The following is a 22428-nucleotide window of genomic DNA, read 5'->3' on the forward strand; positions in this document are numbered from 1 at the left end:
ACAAAAGGAGAAATGGAATTTGGCAAAAAAAGATTATGATAAAACACTTTTTAGACTTTTGAGTATATTGACAAAACTTTCAAACAATGAGTGCCCTACAACAAAAGAACTTGCAGAGGAGTTTAATGTTTCAATTCGTACCATCCAAAAAGATATCGCGGAGCGTCTTTGTAACTTTCCAATTACAAAAGACAAACAAAAACGTTTGATTTTTTTTGATGGTTTCTCTATACGTCGCACCGTACTTGATGAAGATGAGTTGATGTTTTTAAATCTTGCACTTTCACAGTTTGATGATGTTGATGATATTGATAAAATTCAGCAGCGAATTTTTCAAAAGCTGGTACATGTACAATTTAGTAATCCTTATTTTATAAAGCAGGATGATATCGAAGATATTGATGTGGATTCTCCAAAGATAGAACTGCTTGAGAGACTTATAAAAGAGCATGCTGTGGCTATTTTGGAATTCCAGGAAACTAAAAAGTATGTTGAATTGTATAAAATTACTAATTATGATGGGTTTTGGTATATTTTTGGTAAAGACCAGTCAGACAATAAAATAAAAACTTTTTTGCTCTCTAGTGTGAATAAAATAATTTCTACTGATAAATATCATAGTTTGAGTGATAATGAAATTAATTTACTGCTTAATAAGACACATTCTGCTTTTTTTGCTGATGGCAGTAATTTTGAAGTTGTCGTAAAAGTTTACCCTGAAATTGCACACTATTTTGAAAAAAAAGAATTTTTGGAAACACAAAAGATTATACAGAAATATACAGATGGCTCTCTTGAAGTTAGTTTTCAGGTAAGTCATGATGAGGATGTTGACAACATCATCAAATCATGGTTACCACATATTGAAGTCGTTAAACCTGAAAGATTTCGAAGAAAAGTTATAAATGAATTAAAAACTTATTTACAAAAAATAGACTATAGAACGAACTAATGTGTTCGTATAAAAGGAGTATAATACCTATATGAAAAAAGAGATATTTTTACTTGGCGGATATGACCTGGAAATGCTGACCATTAAAAAACTGTTGATAAAACATAACAAGCCGTTTATTGACAAACAGCTTTTTTGGGGAGCTTCATTAAGTGCGTACCATGAAGAGCTCTCTTATGGTGGAATTATTTACGGCATAGAACTTCAAGAAGATATTCAGCCCCCTGCAAACTACATAAGTATCGATCATCATGGTTCCTTGCCAAGTGAGCCGACATCTTTGGAACAGGTTGCTGAAATTCTTAATATTTCACTTTCATTTGAAGAAAGACTCATCGCAAAAAATGATTGTTGTTATATTAAGGGAATGCTTATGCTTGGTGCTTCAAAAGAACAGGTTGCAGCGATTCGTTTAGCAGACAGAAAAGCACAGGGTGTCAGTGAAAATGATGAAAAACTTGCTGCATATTCTGTAAAAATGAGTAGTGAGTGTTTCATTTTTTCTTATACAAATCATTTCAGTCCTGTTGTTGACAGGATATATGGATTATATAAAGAATTTCTTATTTATAATAAAACAAAAATTGTTTTTTATAATTACAGCAATGATGCAATTATCCGTTTTTTGGGACAGTGCGGAGTAAAAAAAGAACAGATTTATTTTGGTGGTGCCAAAAAAGGCTTTGTCGGTGTAATGGAATCTGCTTTATCATTTAAAAAAATAGTCCAGATTGTCAATAATTTCAAAGGAAAAGAATGCAAAAAAAAATTATAAGCTCTCACACATTTTTATTGCCATTTTCGTTTCAAGGTTCAATAGAAAAAGAGTTAAAGCAAAATGGCTGGCAGAAAAAAGATTTAAAATTTGAAAGTGTAGTGGACTATAATGAGTATGTTTATTTTTACAAACATGTGCAAGATGCGCTTTATAATAATGATGAAATCTCAAAAACCTATGTATACAAATTTTCAAAAGGAACTTTTTCAATTGAGACAAGCAAAGGAAACTATACACTTGAACTGGAAAATCTGACAATACGTATTTTTCAAAATAACATTGCGATTTTGGTATTTTCTCTTGAAAACTATAAGTATGATAAGATAGAAGATATTTTAGTCATCAATGAATTTGGACGTAGAATTTATCCACAGTTTTTAGGGAATAATTTTATAGAAGACACACAAAAGAAAATCTTGGCAAAAAAAATAACACTTAAACTTGATGATAAAGAGTACAGTGAAGATTTTGGGCGTTTTAATGATTTAGGTTATCTTAACAGATTGAAAGATTCAAAAGAGAATCTGCTTTTTCCTGAGTATATTAAAAAAGTATTGGGTACCAAATCACCTTTGTCCCTTGTGTTAGATGACAGAATGTTTGTAATTTCACTCTTTTTGAATGATGATTTTGCAAAGCAGGTACAATCTGAAACTTATGATAATGATACATGGTATAAATATGTTTTCGTTGACGGAGATGATAAAACATGTCAAAATCCTCCGTTATGTTCAAAAATGCTTGAAGAAGCTACTTACAGTCGATGGTTGAACTATGGCACACTCTTTGGCGTAACCCGATACAGTTTTGTTGCTCTAAGTAATGGAGATTACGGAAGAGATCTTTTACTCAAGCATATGAAAACGATATATTTGCAGATGCTTATGCTTCTTTTAGCGTATCGAACGATGATAGTCAAGTTTTCAGATGATATTCAAGATGTTACGAGTGCCAAAGAAGCAGATATTGTAAACAGGACAACACAACTCTACAAGCGATATATTCAATTTCTCAATAAGTTGTATTTTCGTGAAGTCACCGCACAGGATCAGGGTATAGAGCTTTTTAATCAGGCAAAGCAGATAATGCAGATAGATATGCAGTTAAAAGATTTGGACCATGAAATTAATGAACTGCAGGCATACACAAAAATGCTCACAGCAGAAAAAGAAAACGAGCATATGCGTAAGCTGACGCAACTAGGTGCTGTGTTTTTACCTGGAAGTTTCATCGCAGGGTTTTTAGGAATGAATACTATTCCTGCAAATGTTACAGGGTGGTTTTGGACAATTGTCGTTGGAGTTTCTATAGTATTTGCAACGAGATATGTCTTAAAAAAAGTAAATATTAAATATAAAGAACTATTTTAAAAGCAATCCTATAAAGAATAACTTAAACGGAGCGAAAAAATAAAAAAGACAATAGTCCCGTAACAATAAACTTTCAAAGAACATTTTTAAGAGCCTTTTGGCTCTTAAGAGCGTTTGATTTTTGAAGCACTTTTTACAAGTCATTATCTAGAATTTGACTCAAGTGTTTCAATGATCAAACAACTAAAAAACTGTTTGGTTGACAATGATAAAGTGCTAGGTGCCCCTTGAGGGTATAGACTGTTATATAATTGTCTATATAGTGTTTATCAAGTTCTATAACAACTTATTGTTAAATAGTTGAATGAAACTCAAGATGCTGATGCCTGAAATACCCTTTGAGGATTATAGGCAACATTGTTTTTATAAATAGCTAAAATGATATGAGCAAGTTTCCTTGCAACAATGACTACAGCCTCTTTTTTGGCTCTGCCTTGAGAGACCTTGTCTCTAAAGAGCTTATTAAGTTCATTATTATGTCTAATAGCTGCAATGGCAGCTTGATATAACGCTTTTTTAGCTAACTTTGCACCTCTCTTTGCAATAGGACCATAACTAAGCTTATTGCCAGATTGCTCTATTGTAGGATAGAGGCCCAAATAACCAATAAGATGAGAGTTGTTTTTAAACCTGCTCAAATCCCCACACTCACTAATGAGTGCAAAGATGGTTTTATCACTTACACCAGGAATGGTTCGAAGGTTATCAATAATATCCATGACCTCTTGCTCCTCATCCCTCTCAAGTTGTGGTGCTTGATGAAAAAGCTTTAGCATCTCATTTTCAAGCTCTTTAAGCTCCTCTTGTAGAAGTTTAATAAGTCGAATATGAGACTTTATGACATAAGCTCTCTCATCTACACCATTACCCTGATAGACAGAGTGTTTGGCTAACTCTAAAAGCTTTTGTGCTTTTTGCTCATTAAAGTTATTGCCTTTAATACCTCGAAAAGTTTTAAGTATCCTCTGCGCACTGGCATACTCATAATGCTTTGCAGTTGGATACTTTTCAAGTAGAGCAAGCCCCGTTACATTAAATGGGTCTTTTATTACCTGTTCCATCTCAGGAAATACTACAGCTAAGAGTGTAGATATCTGTCGTTTATGCTTTTTTATCTCCTCAAGGAGATTATTCTTATGTCTATAGAGTGATTTAATACTTTGGTAAGTATCTTCACTCACATAAGCTTTAGAGTATCTACCTGATTTGATAAGAGCTGCTATCATTAAAGCATCAATGTTGTCATTTTTTACTTTTTTCATACTGTCCATCTCTCTAAATCTATTTGTTTGATAAGGATTGAGTAATAGTACATTAAATCCTTTTTCACTCAAATAAAGGTAGAGATTTTCAAAGAAGATTCCTGTTGCTTCCATACCAATGGTAAAGGTTGAAACTTCATCAATAGAGTTCAAAAGTAAAACCAATTCACTAAAGCCATTCTCGTCATTATTAAACTTGAGTGACTTCTTTATTACTTTATCATCTTGATTAACCACACAGGCAACATGAAAACTCTTTGCTATATCTATACCTACATAATAGTGCATTGTGCATCCTTTCATTTGTTTAACTTTTTCTTACAGCCTCGTAACGATAGAGGATTGAGATAAAACCCATCCTGGCATCCTATAGGTAAGTTACTTAGGTTAAACGCAGTATGCTTTCTTAGATAGTGGTATAAAACCTCATAAGGAAAAACGACTGTCATTCAACTCTTTAACTGTAAGTTGTTTTAGTATTTGACAAACACAAAAACGACTTTATCAAAAACTAAAAAACAATTATCAAACCACTACTCCCTTGGATGTAATGACTTGATAAATTTATTATACGAGGAGAAAAAATGAGCAAATTTGTCTATTCGTTGAATATTAAACAACATACCCCTCTGATACATTTTCAGTCAAGTCAGGCTGGGGCAACACTCAGGGCTACTGAACTAAAACCAAAACTAGACAGGTTTTTACTGCAAAAAGTAAAAGACTTGCCCTGTGTTATAAATGCAAACGGGCATCGTTCTCTTGAATATAAAGTAAAAATAAATAGTACGAATACTAATATTTCTATACCAAAGGCATATGTTAAGAAAAGCAATACAGACCCGGCAATCTATCAAGCACCTTACTTTGCAGATGCACACAAATCAGTAATGTCTGTAAATACTTTGCAGATTGAATTTTTCTCTTACAATTCTCAGTTACTTGAAGCTATCAAAGAGTATATAGATTACTTTTTTGTATATGAAAATTTCGGTACAAGACAAAGTAAAGGCTTTGGATCTTTTACAAGAGCAGATATTTCAGATGCTCAAATCAATAAAATTTTAGCAGCACACGAGAATCCGGTATTTGTTTTGGGTACATGTAAAGCGTATAAAGATGCATTTATAAAAATAGACAGTTTTTATAAAAAACTGAAAATGGGCATCAACAAACCCTATTTTAAGTCATTGCTTTTTCGGTATATGTGCGATACATACAAGATAGGCTGGGAGAAGAAGTTTATCAAGCAAAATTTTCCAGAAGTTATTCACGGAGAACATCAGCCGCTTGTATGTAGAGACGACAGAGAGTTTAGATACATTCGTGCTCTTTTAGGGCTTGCCGAGCATAATGAATTTCGCCCTAATGGAGGAAAAAAACAAGTTCGCATAAAAAGTAAAGATGGCATAGAACGTTTTAAGTCTCCACTGATATTTAAAGTAATTCACTCTAAGATATATATTCTTTTTAACAAAAGTTATCAGGATATTATGGACAGAGAGTTTACATTTTCTCTTGGGAAGAAGTCTGCTGACATTAAGACACCAAGCCAGTTTGATATGTATGAATTTTTAAAATTTGTAGCAAAACATGAAAATGTAAGTGAGGTAAAGTAATGAAATATATAGCACTAACAATAGGCCCCATATACAAAACACTACAAAACGCAAAAAATCCAAAGTCGCTTTTTGCATCAAGCTATATCTTTTCTTATATAATGAAAGAAATTATCAAAGAGTTTCGAACAAGAGAATTTGTTGTGCCTTATATAAAAGATGTGTCTGTTTTTGAAGAAAATGAGATAGGTGTCTTTCACGACCGTTTTATCTTTGAGGCAAAAGAGGGTGATTTTGCATTGCTTGAAGCAACTGTTGAGGCTGTGATACAAAAAGTTGCTCAACAACTTGGTTTGGACTACATAGCAGTAAAAGAGTATCTACAGATACATTCTCTTGAAAAAGAGCTTACGGATGAACAAAATCCTATTTTGGAGTTGATGCCTTATCTTGATACACAAGAGTTATTTTATCAGGTAACACAAAGCGATCAGTTTGTAGAAAAAATTCATAGAGAAAAAGGAGGCAAAGATAATTTTCTCACCGAAGGAAAAAATATTGTAGATGACATAAAAAAACTTTGCTACAACAAGTACTACTGTATAGTTCATGCCGATGGCGATAAAATGGGAAAAGCTATAGCCAAAAAACAAAACATCGCATCTGTTTCTAAAGCTTTGTTGGCATACTGTAAAGAAGCACATAAAGAGATAAAGGCTTACGGAGGACAGACTATTTTTGCCGGAGGGGATGACCTTTTGTTTATTGCTCCGGTTATACGAGGAGGGAAAAGTGTATTTGATCTTTGTGACACAATATCAAAAGATTTTCAATCAAAAATAAAAGGGGCTACGCTAAGCTTTGGTATTACTGTCAATTATGTTAAATTTCCTTTGTATGAAGCATTGAGTAATTCACGCTCTATGCTTTTTGACAAAGCAAAAAATGCAGAGAAAAACAACATTGCATTTATGGTTACAAAACATTCAGGACAAAGTTTTGAAGCCATAGTGCATAAAAATGATCCGTTTTATCCGGAATTTTTAAATTTTGTAACAATCTCTTTGGAAAAAGAGGGAGCTTTTCTTCACTCTATTCATCATAAGATACAAACATATCAGACTGTTATTGAGCAGATTAAAAATGATGAAATGAAATTGCAAAACTTTTTTGACAACTATTTTAATGAAACGCTCCATAATGATTTTCAGCCATTTTTCAAACAACTTGTGAAATTTTTATCGCTCGCAGAAATACCAACAGTGTATGCAACGCTTCGTTTGGCGAAATTTTTAAAAGGAGACAAATAATGCGTTACCTTATACAATTATACCCTTTAGAGCCTTTTTTCTTCGGTGGTGATACAACTTTTGGAACGCTCGGAAGTATAAAAAATGGTTCATATCTGGCTAAAAGTCGTTATTTTCCACAGCAAAGCGCTTTTTTGGGGATGTTAAAAAAAGAGATTATGACACAGGCGGGTTTACTGACACACAAACTCAAAGGTGAGTGGGTAGATAAAGCAAGAAAAGAAGAAGCAAAAAAACTTGTAGGTGATGAAAAGTTTTCATTTGAAGCTGGAAAAATTCAAAATTTTGGAGTTATTGAAGCCATTGGACCACTCTTTCTTATGCAAGGTGAGAAGCGTTTTGTTAAAAAAGTAGATATTGACAACTGTGTATTTAATGAGGGACTTTTAGAAGGTTATAATCCAAAAAAAGACATTTTTAACAGTTATGTATCAGTTGATGCAAATGAGAGAAAACAAACACAAGATATATTTTTTCCTGTAGAACAGACAGGAAATAAAACAGGTGCCCAAGATAATTCTTTGTTTAAAAAGACTGCTTTTCACCTCAAAGATGATTTTTGTTTTGCTGTGAATGTAGAACTCGGCACTGCATTGAAAAACAGCATAGTAAAATTAGGTGCTGATGGAAGTAAATTTTTGATGCAAGTCAAAGAGACAGACGGGCATCTCAACTACAAAGACCCAAGAGGTTATATGGTGTTGTTAAGCGATAGTTACATTACACTGCCGATAAAAGAGCATTGTGATTTTGCAATCACAGGCGAAATAAATTTTCGATCACTTGAAAATTCATTTGAGAATAAAAAAAGAGTTTTTCAAAAAACAAAACAGTACTATCTGTATGAAAAAGGTTCTGTATTTATAAATCCAAGCCAAGAATTACTAGAAAACTTAAATAATAAAAATCTGCAAAAAGTAGGTTTTAATCATTATACACAAGGAGAAAAATAGATGAAAGTAGAGCTATATACAATTAAAACATTGACAAATTTACATGTAGGCAGTGGAGACATCAACTTCAATATTATAGACAATCAGGTGCAAAAAGATGCTATCAGTAATCTGCCAAATATTAACAGTTCAAGCCTAAAAGGTGCTTTTAGAGAACATTTCTCACAAAGAGGCAAGAGCTTTGTAAACTATGTTTTCGGACCACCAAACAGCTCTAATGAACACCAAAGCGGAGCATACAGTTTTTTTGAAGCAAAACTTTTGGCAAGACCTGTACGCTCAAATAAAAAACCGTATGTTTTAGCAAGTTCCCCAGAGGTCATTGAGGAGTTTTTAAGTATGTTGCAGACACTTGGTGTTGTTTTGGAAGAAGAGCTGATAAAACAGTTTCAGTGGCTTGCATCACAAAGACTCAAGAATGAAGCACTTTACTTTGGCACGCTTGAAGATATGGTTATAGAAGATAATGCACATGTAAAGAAGAGTGACGAAGCCATTACAAAAGTGCAGGAGTTCTTTGGAGAAGAATTTTTATTGATGTGTCATCAGGATTTCTGTGAGCTTGATTTACCTGTAAATGCGCGTAATGCACTTGAAAATGGTATAAGTCAAAACCTTTGGTATGAAGAGGTTGTACCAAGTAAAACGCTTTTTTACTTTTTTATTGCAAAACCAAACAATATTGATGCTTCGGATGAAGATAATGTTGCCAAGTTTGACAGAAGCTTTGAAAAAGAGGAGATAATTCAAATAGGTGCCAACAAAACAATAGGCTATGGAGTTTGTGAAATTACAAAGGTAGGATCATGAGTAAGAAAAATATAGAAAGTTTCATTGCCAAGGCTATAACAATTTTACAAAGTGAATTTAAAAACGGTGAAATTCCTTCTGCCTATAACGGATATATTTCCAGTTTTGGAGCAAGTGTCATCCAGAGTGGTTTAAAAGCAACCATAGCACTTTTTGAAAATAAAAATGCCAGTACAAAAGAAGATAAAAACTATTTGCTCAAACTTATTGCAAAAGTTTTGGAAATAAAAGAAAAAAACTTGATGACTTATGTGCTTGAAAATGACAACAACATTACAAAGCAACAGATTCTTGATGCAGCCGTAGCTTTAAAATTGAGTATCAGAACGTTTCAGTTAAAGAAGGATTGAAAATGAGTGCAAATATCGGATGGCTTTTTTATAAAGATTATTTTCAAGGCATAGATTATCATACGCCAGATGCAACTAAAAATGAACAAATCATAAAAGAAAAAGCAGATAATATAGTACGACAAAAACCAGATATTCAAGAAGAAACAATACTTGGTAATATCTTCTTTGAAGCAAAAACAACCTATCCTGGATTATTACTTGGAAGTGGAAATGCGCATGAACTTCCCTCTCTTAAAGAGCAGCTTATTTTAGGGTTTGATTTTGACTATACAAGTGGTTTGCCAGTCATTCGCGGTTCATCTTTAAAAGGATTACTTAGAAGCGCATTTGCTCATCAAGAGTACATTGAAGAGATACTGCAAAACCCAGAGATAGATATTGCAGTGCTTGAGGAGGAGATTTTTGAATATGGAGATCTCTTTTTTGATGCAAGACCGATCAAATACAGCAATGCTTTTTTACAGGATGATTACATTACACCGCATGGGGAAAATCCTTTGAAAAATCCGACACCTTTGCATTTTGTAAAAGTCGCACCGGGGGTTACATTTCGTTTCGAGTTTACACTGTATGATACGCAAATAACAAAAGAACAAAAAGTAAAACTCTTTGCAAAAATTTTAGATGATTTGGGCATAGGTGCGAAAACAAATGTCGGATATGGAAAGTTTGAACCTATATCTGCAAACCTGCAAAGACACCTGCAAGCCCAAGAAGAACAAAAGCAAAAAGAGTTACTGCTCGCAAAACAGCAGCAGGAGCAAGAAGAGAAAGAAAAAGCACTCAGCCAGATAACTTCTATTGTCGAACGGGTAAAGGTACTCACAAAAGACCTTACAAAAGCGGATACAAAAGAGATATATGTTGTAGTAGAAGAAACAACATTGAGTGCAACAGAAAAAAAGGAGCTTTTTCTTTACTTTGAAGAGAAAATCGGTCCAAAACCGGCTCCAAAAAACAAAGCATCAGTCAAGTGGGCCAGAAAACTGTATGAACTATTAGAAAGCTAAAAAAGGTTTGCGAACTTTTGTAGCCCTGTTTTATGTGCTAGCAAGAATGAAAAGGTGTAAAAAAGTTGGCAAAACAGCAGGAATTCAGAAGTGAGGAAAATGATTTGCGAACTTTTAGTTTGAAGTAAGTTTGAAGTATCCATAAGTAGGCTGTTTTAAATCTAAAAAGAGACAAAAAAGTAGAGAATCTTAAAAGTCAAGTAAAATCAAAATATGATTTGCGAACTTTTTAAAGAGAGAAAACCCCTAACAACAGGCGTTCATTGAAGTAATATTGTTCAAAGAATGAAGTTGTATTTTGAAAAAAGTACCAGATTTGCGAATTTTTGGAATAATTTCCGGTACAAGGGACTTTGTCTGGAGTAAAAAATGCTATAATACTTTTAAGATATCCATAATTAGGCTATCCGCCTCACACCACGTGAGGCAGACATTTCGAGACATTAAGACAACAGTGTAGCTGTCATAGCTTTTGTATCCGCCTCACACCACGTGAGGCAGACATTTCGAGACGTAGCCTCATCTTTACTTAAAAAAGCGTTTATGTTATCCGCCTCACACCACGTGAGGCAGACATTTCGAGACATCCATATTTCTTTTATATAAAGGCTTTCAATATCATCCGCCTCACACCACGTGAGGCAGACATTTCGAGACATGGTTTAATTTTGTGTCGTGAGACATCTTTTAACATCCGCCTCACACCACGTGAGGCAGACATTTCGAGACGAACAAATAAGACTCAACTACATGGCCCATGTGCCAAAATCCGCCTCACACCACGTGAGGCAGACATTTCGAGACATCAGTAAACTTTTCAATAAAATTTTCTGATAAATCCGCCTCACACCACGTGAGGCAGACATTTCGAGACGATATGAATTCTTCTGGTGATTGGCATCTTGATGTATCTATCCGCCTCACACCACGTGAGGCAGACATGTGTATGCTATTAAAAAATTAATATTTTTGTGGAACCGGTTGTTACAATAGTCTTGCCCTTTTCAGCCCGGACTACAGAAAAAATTTAGGTTTTTTCTAGGTCATGCTTCAGCATAGAAAGTTCGCATATTGAAAAAGTTACTTCGCTTAATGACATTGACGTTGAAGTATTGGTGTCTGTAAAGTTTTTTTTATTTTTTTTGATTATAATGAAGTGTTAAAATCAGGAGTTATTATGTTTAAAAAACCTTTGGAATATATATTTTTGCCATCAGTTTTAAAAGAGGCATATACACAAATAAACAAAAACTCCTGTGGAATCGATGAGGTTGGTTTTACTCTCTTTGAAAAAGAGTTGAAAAAAAATATTGAAAAACTTGCAGATGATATAGTCAGAGGAAAATATGTGCCCGAACCTCTTAAAAAAATTGAAATCGACAAACCAAACAGTGATGAAAAACGACCCATAGCCATCAGTGCAATTAAAGATAAAATAGTACAAAAAGTGCTCTATGAAAATCTTCATCCTTACTACAATAAACAGTTCAGTGACAAATCATATGCTTATAGACTACAAAAGTCAACGATGAAAGCTATCAACAGAGTGACACAGTTTTTAAATGAAAAAAAGCTTCATGTTGTTAAAACAGATATAGATAATTTTTTTGAAACTATAGATCATGAGAAGCTTTTGGAACTCTTGGCAAAAGATATTCAGGACAAACGAATTTTGAAATTGATAGCCCTTATGATGGAAATAGGGAGTTTTCAAAAATTTACATATAACGAACACCTTGTGGGTGTCCATCAAGGTGATATACTTTCTCCTTTATTTTCAAATATATACCTCAACGAAATGGATAATTTTTTAGAAACGCAAAATATTGCATTTGTACGCTATGCAGATGATTTTGTTATGCTTTTTAACAGTAAAAATGAAGCATATAACGCTCTGAAAAAGTTGCAACATTATTTGAAATCATTAAAATTGAAGTTAGAAAAAGAAAAGACCTCTGTTGTTCATATCAGTGAAGGCTTTGTTTTTTTGGGTGTACGGTTTGAAGGGCGTAACAGACTTATTGAAAATGAAAGATTTTTAAAAACTGTCTCTAAAATTCACCAGCTTGCAAAAACAGGATCAGGCTTTGTCAAATATATAGATGAGTTAAATATTTACCTGTTGAGTTTGAAAAACTACTATCTTCAACTTATCACAAAAAATGCTACACAGCATACACTGTTGCAAAATGCTCTTATAGAGAGTGTTGCATATAAGGTATATCTTGCAAAAGAGTCCAAACAGGTAAAAACGAAAAAAGAGTTTCGCAACTTTGTTGCACAAATCTCTTTTGACTTGCTTTTTGAAGATGAAACAGTAGAAGATAAAAGAGAACTAGCCATTGCCAAAGGGATTGAAAAGTACCTTGCAAACAAATCATACAAAGCCCCGGGAGATAAAATAGCAAAAAAGAAAAACCAATATGCTAAGAAATTTTCTCTTGAAACAACTCTGCATATACAGAAACATGGGCTGATGCTTGGTATATCTAAAAACAAGTTTGTTCTAAAAGAGTATGGCAGAGTAATTAAACGATATGCTTTTGATAGAGTGACACGTGTAATTTTTGAAGGTAAGGGTTTTGCACTCAGTAGTGATGTCTTAAAAAAATGTGCAGATAATAACATTAGTGTGGATTTTATAGACACCAAATCAAATCATTATGCTTCTTTGATAACCTATAAAGCCTCACTTGCGCAAAATATTGCAAAACAGGCACTTGTGTTGAATTCTCCTCTGCGTTTGGAATTGGCAAAATCATTCATAAAAGGTAAAGCAAAAAATCAGATAAATTATTTAAAATATATGAATAAATATCACCAGATGCTTGAAGGAAAAATTTCACAAATGCAGAAAACTTTTCTCAGGATAAAAACTGCTTCAGATGTAGATATGCTTATGGGCTTAGAGGGCAGTATATCTGTAAATTACTGGGATGCTTTACGTTTACTTTTGGATGTACCTTTTGAGAGGCGTATTACGCAGGGTGCAAAAGACCTTGTAAACTCTTCTCTCAATTATGGCTATGCTATTTTATATGGTCAAGTCCAGCATGCTCTTGTGCATGCCGGACTCAGTCTGAATATTTCCTTTTTACATGCACTTGATGCAAATAAACCAACACTTACTTTTGATATGATAGAAGAGTTTAGAACATTTGTAGTAGACAGAGTTATCGTTGCTATGCTCAATAAAGATGAACCTGTTAAGCTTGGTAATGATGGTCTTTTAACCAAAGCAAGCCGTAAACTCATTGCAAAAAATATCAAAGAAAAGCTAGGCTCTTATACCATGTGGAAAAAAGAATCTCAAAAAGTTGAAAACATTATACAAAAACAGGCATATCAGCTTGCTGCTGTTGTAAGTGGTAAAGAAAAAAAATACAAGCCCTTTGTAGGAAAGTTTTAATGAAGTATGTGATTAGTTATGACATAAGCAATGATAAACGCCGAACAAAACTGGCAACCCTTTTGGACAAGTACGGAACACGGGTTAATTACTCTGTGTATGAATGTGAATTTAATCAAGCGAAATTTGATAAGCTACTGTATGAGATAGAACTGAAAAAGCTTATAAATAAAAAGTATGACTCTTTGCGTTTTTATTTTATTCACGAAAAAGCAATGAAGCGGAGTTTTGAATTTGCAAGACGAGCAGATCCTTTTGTGTATGAAGAGATGACACTTTAAAAATATTTCAAATTGTTTTTTAAACGAACTAATGTGTTCGCCTGGTTGCTTTATACTTTCTCTTGTAATTCAAAAATAACCTGCGGATTAATAACATAAATAAAATGAATAAAACAGTTGTAAAATCAGTAGCAGTAGCCCTCTTTTTAAGCTTCTGAAATTGGGGTTATTTATGGAGAGGTACTTAATGCGGGATGAAAGGAAGTATTTTTAAAAATAAACCAGCATTAAGAGACTTATGTGTTTTGTTTAATTATACTGACAAAAATTATTAGGAGATGTTTTTGGATGCGAAAGATATAGCGAGTGAATATGCCGGTTTTTCACTTGATGAGGTACTTACATTGGCCAAGCGTGCAAAAGAGAGTCCGAAAAAAGATTTTTTTATTGAGAATGATTTGCAGATGTTTAAAACGCTGATGCAATCCTTTGTCAATAAAAACAATCAAAAATCAGAAGAGGCACTTTTGTCGACCGAAAATTCAAATGAAACAATGGTAAGTTATGCAAAGAATGAACAAAATCTTGCAGATTTATATCACTATCTGTTGCTGGCATATCAAAATGTTCTTGAAGAAGATTTGCATTTACAAAATTATCAGCCGGTATTTTATTTTGATAACTATTTTGTAGATTTTAAAGAAAATCTGCAGAAGATTTCACAAAACGAAGCAGATACGATTACAACGCACTTTTACTATCAAAAACTCTACAAAACAACACAGGACAAACTCTCGATTATTTACAGAGCCCATTTGCAAAATAGAAAAAAGCATCAAGAAGCATATATACAAAACCGATATGCTTTGACAGATTTACGAGCAGATAAAGAACGCTATCTTTTAGAAGCAGAGATACTGCTTGATGAATTTAAACTCTATGCAAATGCTTTACTCAGTCATGTTCAGGCACCACAGCAACAGATGGAACAATTTGAAAAAGATCTGCAAAAATTACAACAAAGGTTTGAAGTAGCATGATAGAGCAAATAAGACTTTTATATTACAGATTTTTTAAAAAACCCGAAAAATTTTATACAGCAGCAATGGAAAAAGAGCGTGATGCAATACTCAGCGAATTTGACAAAGAGTACAGACTTAAAGAGGTTCATAACATTGAACTGACTAAAAATGAATTTAAGACAAATATGCTTTATGCCGCAGACAGACTTTATCAGCTTATGATTAATGCTTCTAACAGTGTTTATCAAAAAATACAAATTTCAGAAGCAAATTACAGTGTTATAAAGTCTGAACTTGATGACAAGCTTTACAATGAACTTGCAAATTTGGAAAATGAAAAACAAGAGATAAAAACATCATGTGAAGATATAAAAAAAGAGATACAAAATTACGAGCAGCAAAGCAAGGCAATAGAGAGAGAATTTAACAAACTCAGCAACAGAGAAGTTGTCGGTGATTTGCATAAACTACCATGGTGGATTTTTATAACGGTGATGCTGATTGTAGGTGCAGCTGAGCTTTTGATATACCAAAATGTATTTTTATCTCAAGAGATAGGACTTAATGCTGATATGCCCGCAGAGAAGCAAAATCAGGTTTTTTGGACATCCATTGTTATGGCAGTTGGTTTTGTCGGTATGATAATCTGGATGGCACATGCACTCGGAAAACTTTTGCGTCATTTTTCAAATACAACACAAAAAGAGAAAAAAATATATATTGTTAAGATGCTTGTAATTACACTTATCTCTTTTCTCGCAATCTGGGCAACAGTAGATATTCGTTCAAAAATGCATACCATTTTAGCAGATGATACAGCTGTGAAAAATTTAAAAGCACAACAAGACAAAATGAATAAGCAACAACTTTTTGGAAGTGATGCAAAAGCCGAGTTTGGCAGTGCTACAGACGATGAAGCCCTAGATGAAGGGTTTGGCAACAGTGATGAAGATGAAAGTGGTTTTGGTGATGAAGAAGAACCAACAGACAATTTAAAAGAAACCTCATTAGACGAAAAAATGCAAGTTTTTAGAGAAGATGCACAAAAAAAGAAAGAAGATACCGCCTATGTATTTATAATCATCAATCTCTTTATATTTATAGGAGGTGCATTTTTATCGTATTTTAGCCACACATCAAGCCCGATTTATGAGATGATAGAAGCTGAAATAGCTAAATTAAGCAAAAAATATAAAAAATGCAAAAAAGAGATAATAAAAATAGAAAAAAAGATGTCTAAACTGAAAAAAAATGAGATAAACAAACTCTTTTCTCGGCTTGTAACTGCAGCACTGTTTTATGATATTTCTGTACGTACTTATAATGCCTATGTGAGTTCTTTTAAGATTCAATTGGAGCTTATAGAGTCTTATTTACGCGAAATATATAAAGAAAGAGGAGTTACTATAGAAGAAAATTATGTAGAATTTATACTCTCAGAATATATTGTACTCGATAATAGAAAAGAGTTGCAACATGTAAATAATATTGAAGAGTATATGATTTATCATGACAGAAATCAAAAAGATGTTAAGGAAGAAAAAGATGTATAGAATAATATTTTTACTGATTATTTCAGGAATGAGTGCATGGGGTGATACTTTTGTTTTTGTTGATCTCTCAGAAGGGATGCAGCGTGCCCAGTACAATGAACTGGGAAAATTAACATATTTTGATGCAAAGCAAGAAGAGACTATCTATGAAAACGGCGAAAAAGTTTATCTGTATGGATTTAAAGGCAAAGACCATTTGAAACAAAATTTAATATACAGTGAAAAAAAAATTGGAGAGAAGCGGTTTAAAAAAAATGAGTATAAGTTTATCAAGTTTTTTTCCAAGTTGAAAAATGGGTTGAAAAAGCCGGTACAGGGTAAGCTTTACGGCTATGTGGTTTTTTTGGTTGATACTTCGGGAAGTATGGTGGGCAAAGAACATAACTATCTTCGTGAAGTGAAAAAGGCGATGAAGTATCTTGTGAAGAAAAAGGCAAAAAAAACAAAAGTGAGTATTGTTACATTTGATGGTAAAGCAAGTATGCAGGAAACAAAACGGAGTAAGGTTTTGGTGAAAAATGCAACAGACAAACGAAAACTTTTACACATAATTGAGAATATAAAAGTCTCAAGGTACGACACATTTTTAGGAAGTGGACTGAAAAAAGCTGCAGAAATTTTGCCCTTTGAAAGCAAAAAACCAAGAACAGTAATGGTTTTTACTGATGGGGCAAAGATAAATGATGCAAAAACGGCAAAACAGCTTGTGGAAGAATTTAAAGATGACAAGGTTTCTGTAAAAGTTGTTGCTGTAGGTGGTGCTGATGTAGGGATGTTGCAATCATTTTCCACTTCAGGGTATGTTTATAATGCAACCAGCAGTGATTTAAAAAGTATTATTAAAGATGTTTCAACATCATCTGACGAGTTAGTACTGCAACTTGATAATTTTTTTGAAAGTAAAAATCTCAGTGCAGATGACAGAGTTATCATTTATGCAACAATGATGAATGTTGATCCTGTAAGTGATTTTTATCTTGTGCCAAATCTTGCATCAAAAGATTTTTACAGAGAATTTATGAAGCAAAACAAGCAAAGAGGCATTCATCTTGCTTTTCATGGTGCCAAGGTATATGTTCGTATTATTGGCAAAAGAGATATGACAAAACTCAAACAGTTGAAAATATTTTGGAAAACTTATCTTCGTGACAGCGGTGCAGAGATAAAATATCTTCAAAATGCAGAATTAACGCAGGATGATTTGAAATAATGTCCCAATTTTCAAATAAATACTATAAAAATAATTATAAACTCGAAGAACAAAAACCAAAAAAAGAGTTGCAAGATGATTATGTCTGGACATTCTGGAGGTTATGGGGTTTGTATGAATATTTGGTTTTATTTCTTCTTGGTGTAATTATAGTGTTATTGTTGATGATGATGCAAAAACAACCAACTGCTCTTGTTGTAACACAAACACCACAACAACAGGTATATGAGAAGCCTTTACATGTAACAGAACAAATAAGTGAACAAAAAGAGTTGTCCAAAGAGAGTTATTTTCCAAAAAAAATACTTCCATCTGAGATTACACCGAACTCACCTCTAAAAATGGAGGATTACCTCTATTTTGCCGATGATGTAGATGATTTTTATCCTGCTTTTTTTGATGAGAAGAGTAGAAAAAGTATAAAAAGTTCCCGATGTCAAAATGCAGATTGTATCTTGTCTACTCAAGATATAGACCCCATTTATATTGCAACATATATTGCATGGTTAAAAGCAAAAACAGCGAAAAAATTTACGTATAAGATTAAAAACAACAACTACTATATTCAAAAAGAAAAATAATAAAAAAGGCATTTAAGTATGACACTTGTTTCAATTATTGGCGATTTTCACTCTTCTGTTTTACCTGTTTTTTATGAGTTTCAAAATAAAATTAAAGCACATATTATTGTTTATGATGATGCTCGTTCTGACACTCTTAAAGCGCATAAAATATATAAAGGTACAAAACGATTTATTCAGGAAAAAAAAATACCGATTAAAAGCTATCTTTTGAAAATCGATGAAGATTCTCAGCACGATCTTGAAAGTATTAAAGATAATATTTTAGCGATATGCGAAGATGGCAGTGAAATTGTCATAAATGCAACAGACGGCTTGGCAAATATTGCCTTGTATCTGTCAAGTAAACTACTTTCTCAAGGAGTTAAATTCATAATATATGATCGTTTTGACAACAGTTATAATCTTTTAGATGAAAAGGGTATGAAATCATATGCCATTGAACACTCTATGAAGATAAATGAACATTTTATGCTCAAAGATATTGAAATAGTGTCACAGGAAAATCTTGATTTTGCAAGAAGTATAGAGCAAGAACTTGTGAATTTTTTTGAAGGTTGTCACGGAGAAAAATATCTTTATAAGAAATATTTTTCAAGTAATGATAAAATAAGTAAAACACAAAACGGATTTTTGTATGAGTATTATATATATAACCTGATTAAAGGTCTTAACTATGATGATATTGCTTTGGGTGTAAAGATTGTAGATACTTACTCTCAAACTAATGCAGTATATAATGAATTTGATTTATTGATAATGAAAGAGAATCATTTACATATGATTGAGTGTAAATTTATCGATCCGCTTGAAAATAAAGTGGAGTTACTTTATAAACTTGATTCTGTCAGGCAGACCTTGGATGATGATTCCAGTTTGATGCTTTTAAGCAATGAGCCTTTTTACAATGAAGAAAAGGACAATCAGTATTTTATGATAAACAGTGTTTATAAGCGTTCTCATAATAAAAAAATTTATTTGCGGGGTTCTCCGGTTTGCAATACTGCAAGGTTTATCAAAGAAGTGGACGAAATTTTTGAACTGCGTACTGATAGTTTTGATACTCTTCTAAAACATCAGAAAAAACCTATAAAAACTGTAGAAAAAGAGCAGAGCATAACACTTGAAGATATAACACGATTTTTACAGAAAAGTTTTGAACTTGATGTAGATTTTTTAGAAAGAAAAGAGTTGGCAAAACTTTTCAATTATAAAATGAATTATCCACACAATACAACAGTACATAAAAATATGCGAAATAAAACGATAAGAGAGTTCATTCGTATGCTTAACAAAACCGATAATTTTAAACGCGGAAATTCTTCTAAGCAACTGTTTGAATACTTTGAAACACATTTCTTAAACAAACAGGTTTATGGCTAAAAAAAATTATGAATACCGTAAACAACAAAATATTTTCCTATGCTTTTTTGGACTCGCTCTTTTTTACACAGAACAAATGGCATCAGCACGGTGTTTTGGTGCATACTCTGCGTGTGACATATTATGCGCTTAAAGCGGGAGATTTCAAGTTTTTTGCTGCAGCACTTTTGCATGATATCGGAAAGCCTTTTGTCGCTTATAAGAAAGATGCGGAAGATTATGAGTTTCATGAGTGGAGTTTTACGGACCATGAAGAGAAAAGTTATCAGATTATAAAAAACTGGCCTTTTATCAGCGAATACACGAAAAAAATTGTACGGTATCATTACCTTATCCGGGATATTAAAAAGTCAAAAAAAGAAGACCTCCCGAGATATGCTCAAAAAAAAGAAATCTGGGATGCTTTGGACGAGGATTTGCAAGAAGATTTACAAAGGTTTTTGCACTATGATGACCTGGGAAAAGGTAAAAAAAGAAGAGATTAATACAACTGTAACAATTTCGCTATATAATGTGCCATTTGAAGTACAGGTTCCGACATTACCATTAAGCTAAGAAAATTCATGCTTTCTCGGAACCGGTACTTCAGTGCCGGCTGTTGCAATAGTCTTGCCGCTTTCAGCCCGGACTATAAAGTCCGCGTTCCAAATAAATGCTTAACTTAATGGCGGTGATGGGCTCTGAAAAAGCCGTTTAATTAGGCTGAAGAATATATTTCAAAAAAAGGTTAAAAAAATATGAAAAAATTTATGCCGATTCTTCTTATCGGAATTATTGTTATTGTTATTGTTACACTTTTTCTCTCTTTGGAAAAAACTCAGAAAATGGTTGTTATCAAAGAGGGAAATCTCAAGCAACTGCCTTTGAAAATGGAGTTGCACAAGTTTCAAGACAGTGACTGTGGTATGGTCATAGATGATTTGACATATGCCTCTCAGGTTGTTGCCCCCGATGGGAAGACCTGGTTTTTTCATGATCATGGGGATTTTGTGCATTGGCTCAGTGACAAAAAGTTTAAAGATTCTGCTGTTATATGGGTAATGAGCAGAGATACGCACCGATGGATAGACGGAAGAAAGGCCTACTATACATTAAATGAACTGACACCTATGGGGTATGGTTTTGGAGCTTATGAGCACAAAAAAGAGGGCATGGTTGATTTTGATACGATGCGTCTAAAAATGCTCCGGGGTGAAACAATGAAAGATCCAAAAATAAGAAAACAGCTACTGGGACAATAGTGTGGATACGGTAAATTTACTAACAATTGTCACTATCGCTTTTTTAGGCTCTTTTGGGCACTGTATCGGTATGTGCGGGGGTATCGTCCTCGCTTATTCAACGATTAAGATTGAACCTGCAAGCTCCAAGGTCTCCAAAACAGTGGCCCATCTGCTGTATAACTTTGGACGTGTCCTGACCTATACAATTTTAGGAGCACTCTTTGGTGCAATCGGCGGGGTGGCAACGTTTAGCAATACTGCAAATGGTACACTGCTCATCATTGCAGGAACTGCCATGATTTTGGCAGGTTTGTCGTTAATGGGAAAAATAAAATTTCTCACATTGATAGAACACTCCATCTCTTCATCAAATTTTTACAAAAAATCTTTTCAGGCGATACTGCACTCAAAATCAAACACAAGTTTTTTTATTTTGGGAATGCTCAACGGTCTGCTTCCATGCGGTTTTGTCTACTTTTTTGCCATCACGGCTGCAAGTACGGCAAGTCCGCTTTACGGTGCTTTGGTAATGTTTATTTTCGGTATCAGTACTATTCCGGCAATGTTTTCTTTAGGATTTTTATCTTCGCTTGCTTCTGCAACAAGTTTTAGAAATATGATGATGAGCCTCTCTTCTGTGGCTGTGATTTTATATGGGATATTTACGATTTACAATGGGTATGACTACTTGACAAATCCTCTCAGAACACTGTTGCAGTGTCATTAGAGGCGTGAAGTAAAAAGCTTTGGATGGGCTTTTTTAAGTCTGTTTAATTCCTGCTCGAGTTTTTTACCTATCCCGTCTTTTTTTGTTTTGAGTTCATGGAGAAACTGAATGCGTCGTTCAACAAAATAAAAATATAATAATCCGCTGATAGCTGCCGCATACAGACACCATAAAGAGGTAAAACCGTAAGGTCTGAGAATATAGATGATAACAAGACCGATGAGGTTTAAAAGTCCAAAAAGCTCTATGGCAATACTGCTGCTGAGCATCAAAGACCCACAGGTTGTGAGTATGTAAATGCCCGCATCATAAAAGTTTTCAGTCCACGGATTTTTGTAATACAGCGTGTTGTTTACAACACTGACACTTGTTGGTACTGTTGAGAGTCCGTACATTGTATAGACAGCAAGACCAAAACCCATAATAGCTAAAATTCCAACCAGCTTTTTTTTGTATCCGTCTTTTTCTATAAGCCAGATAGCCAGAGGAATGAGAAAGGGCAGCAAACCCTGTGCATAATAGACAAAAATACCTGCGGCAATCTCCAGGGCGCGTGTATCAATATGCCCGCCCATCCCAAGCCAGACAAAACCTTCATCAAACTGATGCAGGGCAAACAAAAGCGGTAAGAGAGCAAAAAGAACTTCATTGGGTGTACTCACTTTTTGAAGCGTGAGGATACCTACAAGCCCGATAGCTCCGGAGAGAGTGAAATTTAATACTGCAAAATATATATCCATAG

The 22428-nt window shown here is 33.7% G+C and carries 21 protein-coding genes and 1 CRISPR repeat array; of the genes, 19 read left to right on the top strand and 2 right to left on the bottom strand.

Annotated elements, in window-relative coordinates; translation table 11 throughout:
- Positions 1 to 19: 19 nt before the first annotated feature.
- Genes LCX93_RS04860 through LCX93_RS04870 form a run of 3 tightly spaced genes read left to right on the top strand, consistent with a single transcriptional unit; the run spans position 20 to position 3100 of the window.
- A complete protein-coding gene (locus LCX93_RS04860) occupies positions 20 to 952 on the top strand; it encodes a helix-turn-helix transcriptional regulator (protein WP_226069022.1) in 933 nt (310 codons plus the stop codon).
- A 31-nt stretch (positions 953 to 983) separates the two neighbouring features.
- Positions 984 to 1727 (top strand): hypothetical protein, encoded by a 744-nt coding sequence (locus LCX93_RS04865; RefSeq protein ID WP_226069023.1) that lies wholly within the window; start codon positions 984 to 986, stop codon positions 1725 to 1727.
- Complete coding sequence (locus LCX93_RS04870) at positions 1709 to 3100, top strand: CorA family divalent cation transporter (RefSeq protein WP_226069024.1); 1392 nt, start codon at positions 1709 to 1711, stop codon at positions 3098 to 3100. Before LCX93_RS04865 ends, LCX93_RS04870 begins: the two co-directional genes overlap by 19 nt.
- A 311-nt stretch (positions 3101 to 3411) precedes the next feature.
- On the opposite strand, the gene LCX93_RS04875 is transcribed toward LCX93_RS04870, so the two are convergent.
- Positions 3412 to 4650: an IS110 family RNA-guided transposase gene (locus LCX93_RS04875; protein ID WP_226067173.1), complete on the bottom strand. Its 1239-nt coding sequence runs from the start codon at positions 4648 to 4650 to the stop codon at positions 3412 to 3414.
- Between the two features lie 296 nt (positions 4651 to 4946).
- Between LCX93_RS04875 and LCX93_RS04880 the strand changes: the two genes are divergently transcribed.
- The 16 genes from LCX93_RS04880 to LCX93_RS04955 all read left to right on the top strand — a co-directional run bounded on the left by LCX93_RS04880 (position 4947) and on the right by LCX93_RS04955 (position 21686).
- Positions 4947 to 5981, top strand: a complete 1035-nt coding sequence (locus LCX93_RS04880; RefSeq protein WP_226069025.1) for a hypothetical protein — start codon at positions 4947 to 4949, stop codon at positions 5979 to 5981.
- Positions 5981 to 7231, top strand: coding sequence for a Cas10/Cmr2 second palm domain-containing protein (locus tag LCX93_RS04885; RefSeq protein WP_226069026.1), 1251 nt, complete (start codon positions 5981 to 5983; stop codon positions 7229 to 7231). The genes LCX93_RS04880 and LCX93_RS04885 overlap by 1 nt, the downstream gene beginning before the upstream one ends.
- The gene (locus LCX93_RS04890; RefSeq protein WP_226069027.1) at positions 7231 to 8184 is read left to right on the top strand and encodes a type III-B CRISPR module-associated Cmr3 family protein; all 954 of its coding nucleotides are present in this window, start codon (positions 7231 to 7233) and stop codon (positions 8182 to 8184) included. Before LCX93_RS04885 ends, LCX93_RS04890 begins: the two co-directional genes overlap by 1 nt.
- Complete coding sequence (gene cmr4 / locus LCX93_RS04895; RefSeq protein ID WP_226069028.1) at positions 8185 to 8994, top strand: type III-B CRISPR module RAMP protein Cmr4; 810 nt, start codon at positions 8185 to 8187, stop codon at positions 8992 to 8994. It begins immediately after the preceding gene.
- Complete coding sequence (locus LCX93_RS04900) at positions 8991 to 9344, top strand: type III-B CRISPR module-associated protein Cmr5 (RefSeq protein ID WP_226069029.1); 354 nt, start codon at positions 8991 to 8993, stop codon at positions 9342 to 9344. The genes cmr4 and LCX93_RS04900 overlap by 4 nt, the downstream gene beginning before the upstream one ends.
- A 2-nt stretch (positions 9345 to 9346) precedes the next feature.
- On the top strand, positions 9347 to 10357 hold the full coding sequence (gene cmr6 / locus LCX93_RS04905; protein WP_226069031.1) for a type III-B CRISPR module RAMP protein Cmr6: 1011 nt from the start codon (positions 9347 to 9349) through the stop codon (positions 10355 to 10357).
- 404 nt (positions 10358 to 10761) lie between these two features.
- Positions 10762 to 11307: a CRISPR direct-repeat array (repeat unit 38 nt; unit sequence TATCCGCCTCACACCACGTGAGGCAGACATTTCGAGAC).
- Between the two features lie 227 nt (positions 11308 to 11534).
- Positions 11535 to 13766: a CRISPR-associated endonuclease Cas1 gene (gene cas1 / locus LCX93_RS04910; RefSeq protein WP_226069033.1), complete on the top strand. Its 2232-nt coding sequence runs from the start codon at positions 11535 to 11537 to the stop codon at positions 13764 to 13766.
- On the top strand, positions 13766 to 14047 hold the full coding sequence (gene cas2 / locus LCX93_RS04915; RefSeq protein WP_226069034.1) for a CRISPR-associated endonuclease Cas2: 282 nt from the start codon (positions 13766 to 13768) through the stop codon (positions 14045 to 14047). The genes cas1 and cas2 overlap by 1 nt, the downstream gene beginning before the upstream one ends.
- Before the next feature lie 284 nt (positions 14048 to 14331).
- Positions 14332 to 15027, top strand: a complete 696-nt coding sequence (locus LCX93_RS04920) for a hypothetical protein (protein WP_226069036.1) — start codon at positions 14332 to 14334, stop codon at positions 15025 to 15027.
- Positions 15024 to 16562, top strand: a complete 1539-nt coding sequence (locus LCX93_RS04925; RefSeq protein WP_226069038.1) for a hypothetical protein — start codon at positions 15024 to 15026, stop codon at positions 16560 to 16562. Before LCX93_RS04920 ends, LCX93_RS04925 begins: the two co-directional genes overlap by 4 nt.
- A complete protein-coding gene (locus tag LCX93_RS04930; protein WP_226069040.1) occupies positions 16555 to 17772 on the top strand; it encodes a vWA domain-containing protein in 1218 nt (405 codons plus the stop codon). The genes LCX93_RS04925 and LCX93_RS04930 overlap by 8 nt, the downstream gene beginning before the upstream one ends.
- Entirely contained in the window at positions 17772 to 18353 is a 582-nt protein-coding gene (locus tag LCX93_RS04935) for a hypothetical protein (RefSeq protein ID WP_226069042.1), read from the top strand. Before LCX93_RS04930 ends, LCX93_RS04935 begins: the two co-directional genes overlap by 1 nt.
- Before the next feature lie 18 nt (positions 18354 to 18371).
- Positions 18372 to 19736 carry a Card1-like endonuclease domain-containing protein gene (locus LCX93_RS04940; protein WP_226069044.1) on the top strand — a complete coding sequence of 455 codons (1365 nt, stop codon included), beginning with the start codon at positions 18372 to 18374 and terminating at the stop codon, positions 19734 to 19736.
- A gap of 8 nt (positions 19737 to 19744) precedes the next feature.
- Positions 19745 to 20221, top strand: coding sequence for an HD domain-containing protein (locus LCX93_RS04945; protein WP_226069045.1), 477 nt, complete (start codon positions 19745 to 19747; stop codon positions 20219 to 20221).
- Between the two features lie 252 nt (positions 20222 to 20473).
- The gene (locus LCX93_RS04950) at positions 20474 to 20977 is read left to right on the top strand and encodes a hypothetical protein (RefSeq protein ID WP_193151631.1); all 504 of its coding nucleotides are present in this window, start codon (positions 20474 to 20476) and stop codon (positions 20975 to 20977) included.
- 1 nt (position 20978) lies between these two features.
- Positions 20979 to 21686 carry a sulfite exporter TauE/SafE family protein gene (locus LCX93_RS04955; protein WP_226069046.1) on the top strand — a complete coding sequence of 236 codons (708 nt, stop codon included), beginning with the start codon at positions 20979 to 20981 and terminating at the stop codon, positions 21684 to 21686.
- Here the strand turns inward: LCX93_RS04955 and LCX93_RS04960 are convergent.
- A complete protein-coding gene (locus tag LCX93_RS04960) occupies positions 21683 to 22426 on the bottom strand; it encodes a DUF6629 family protein (RefSeq protein ID WP_226069049.1) in 744 nt (247 codons plus the stop codon). The genes LCX93_RS04955 and LCX93_RS04960 overlap by 4 nt on opposite strands.
- Between the last annotated feature and the right edge of the window lie 2 nt (positions 22427 to 22428).

Source organism: Sulfurimonas sp. SWIR-19 (assembly GCF_020410885.1).
Taxonomy (GTDB): Bacteria; Campylobacterota; Campylobacteria; order Campylobacterales; family Sulfurimonadaceae; genus Sulfurimonas; species Sulfurimonas sediminis.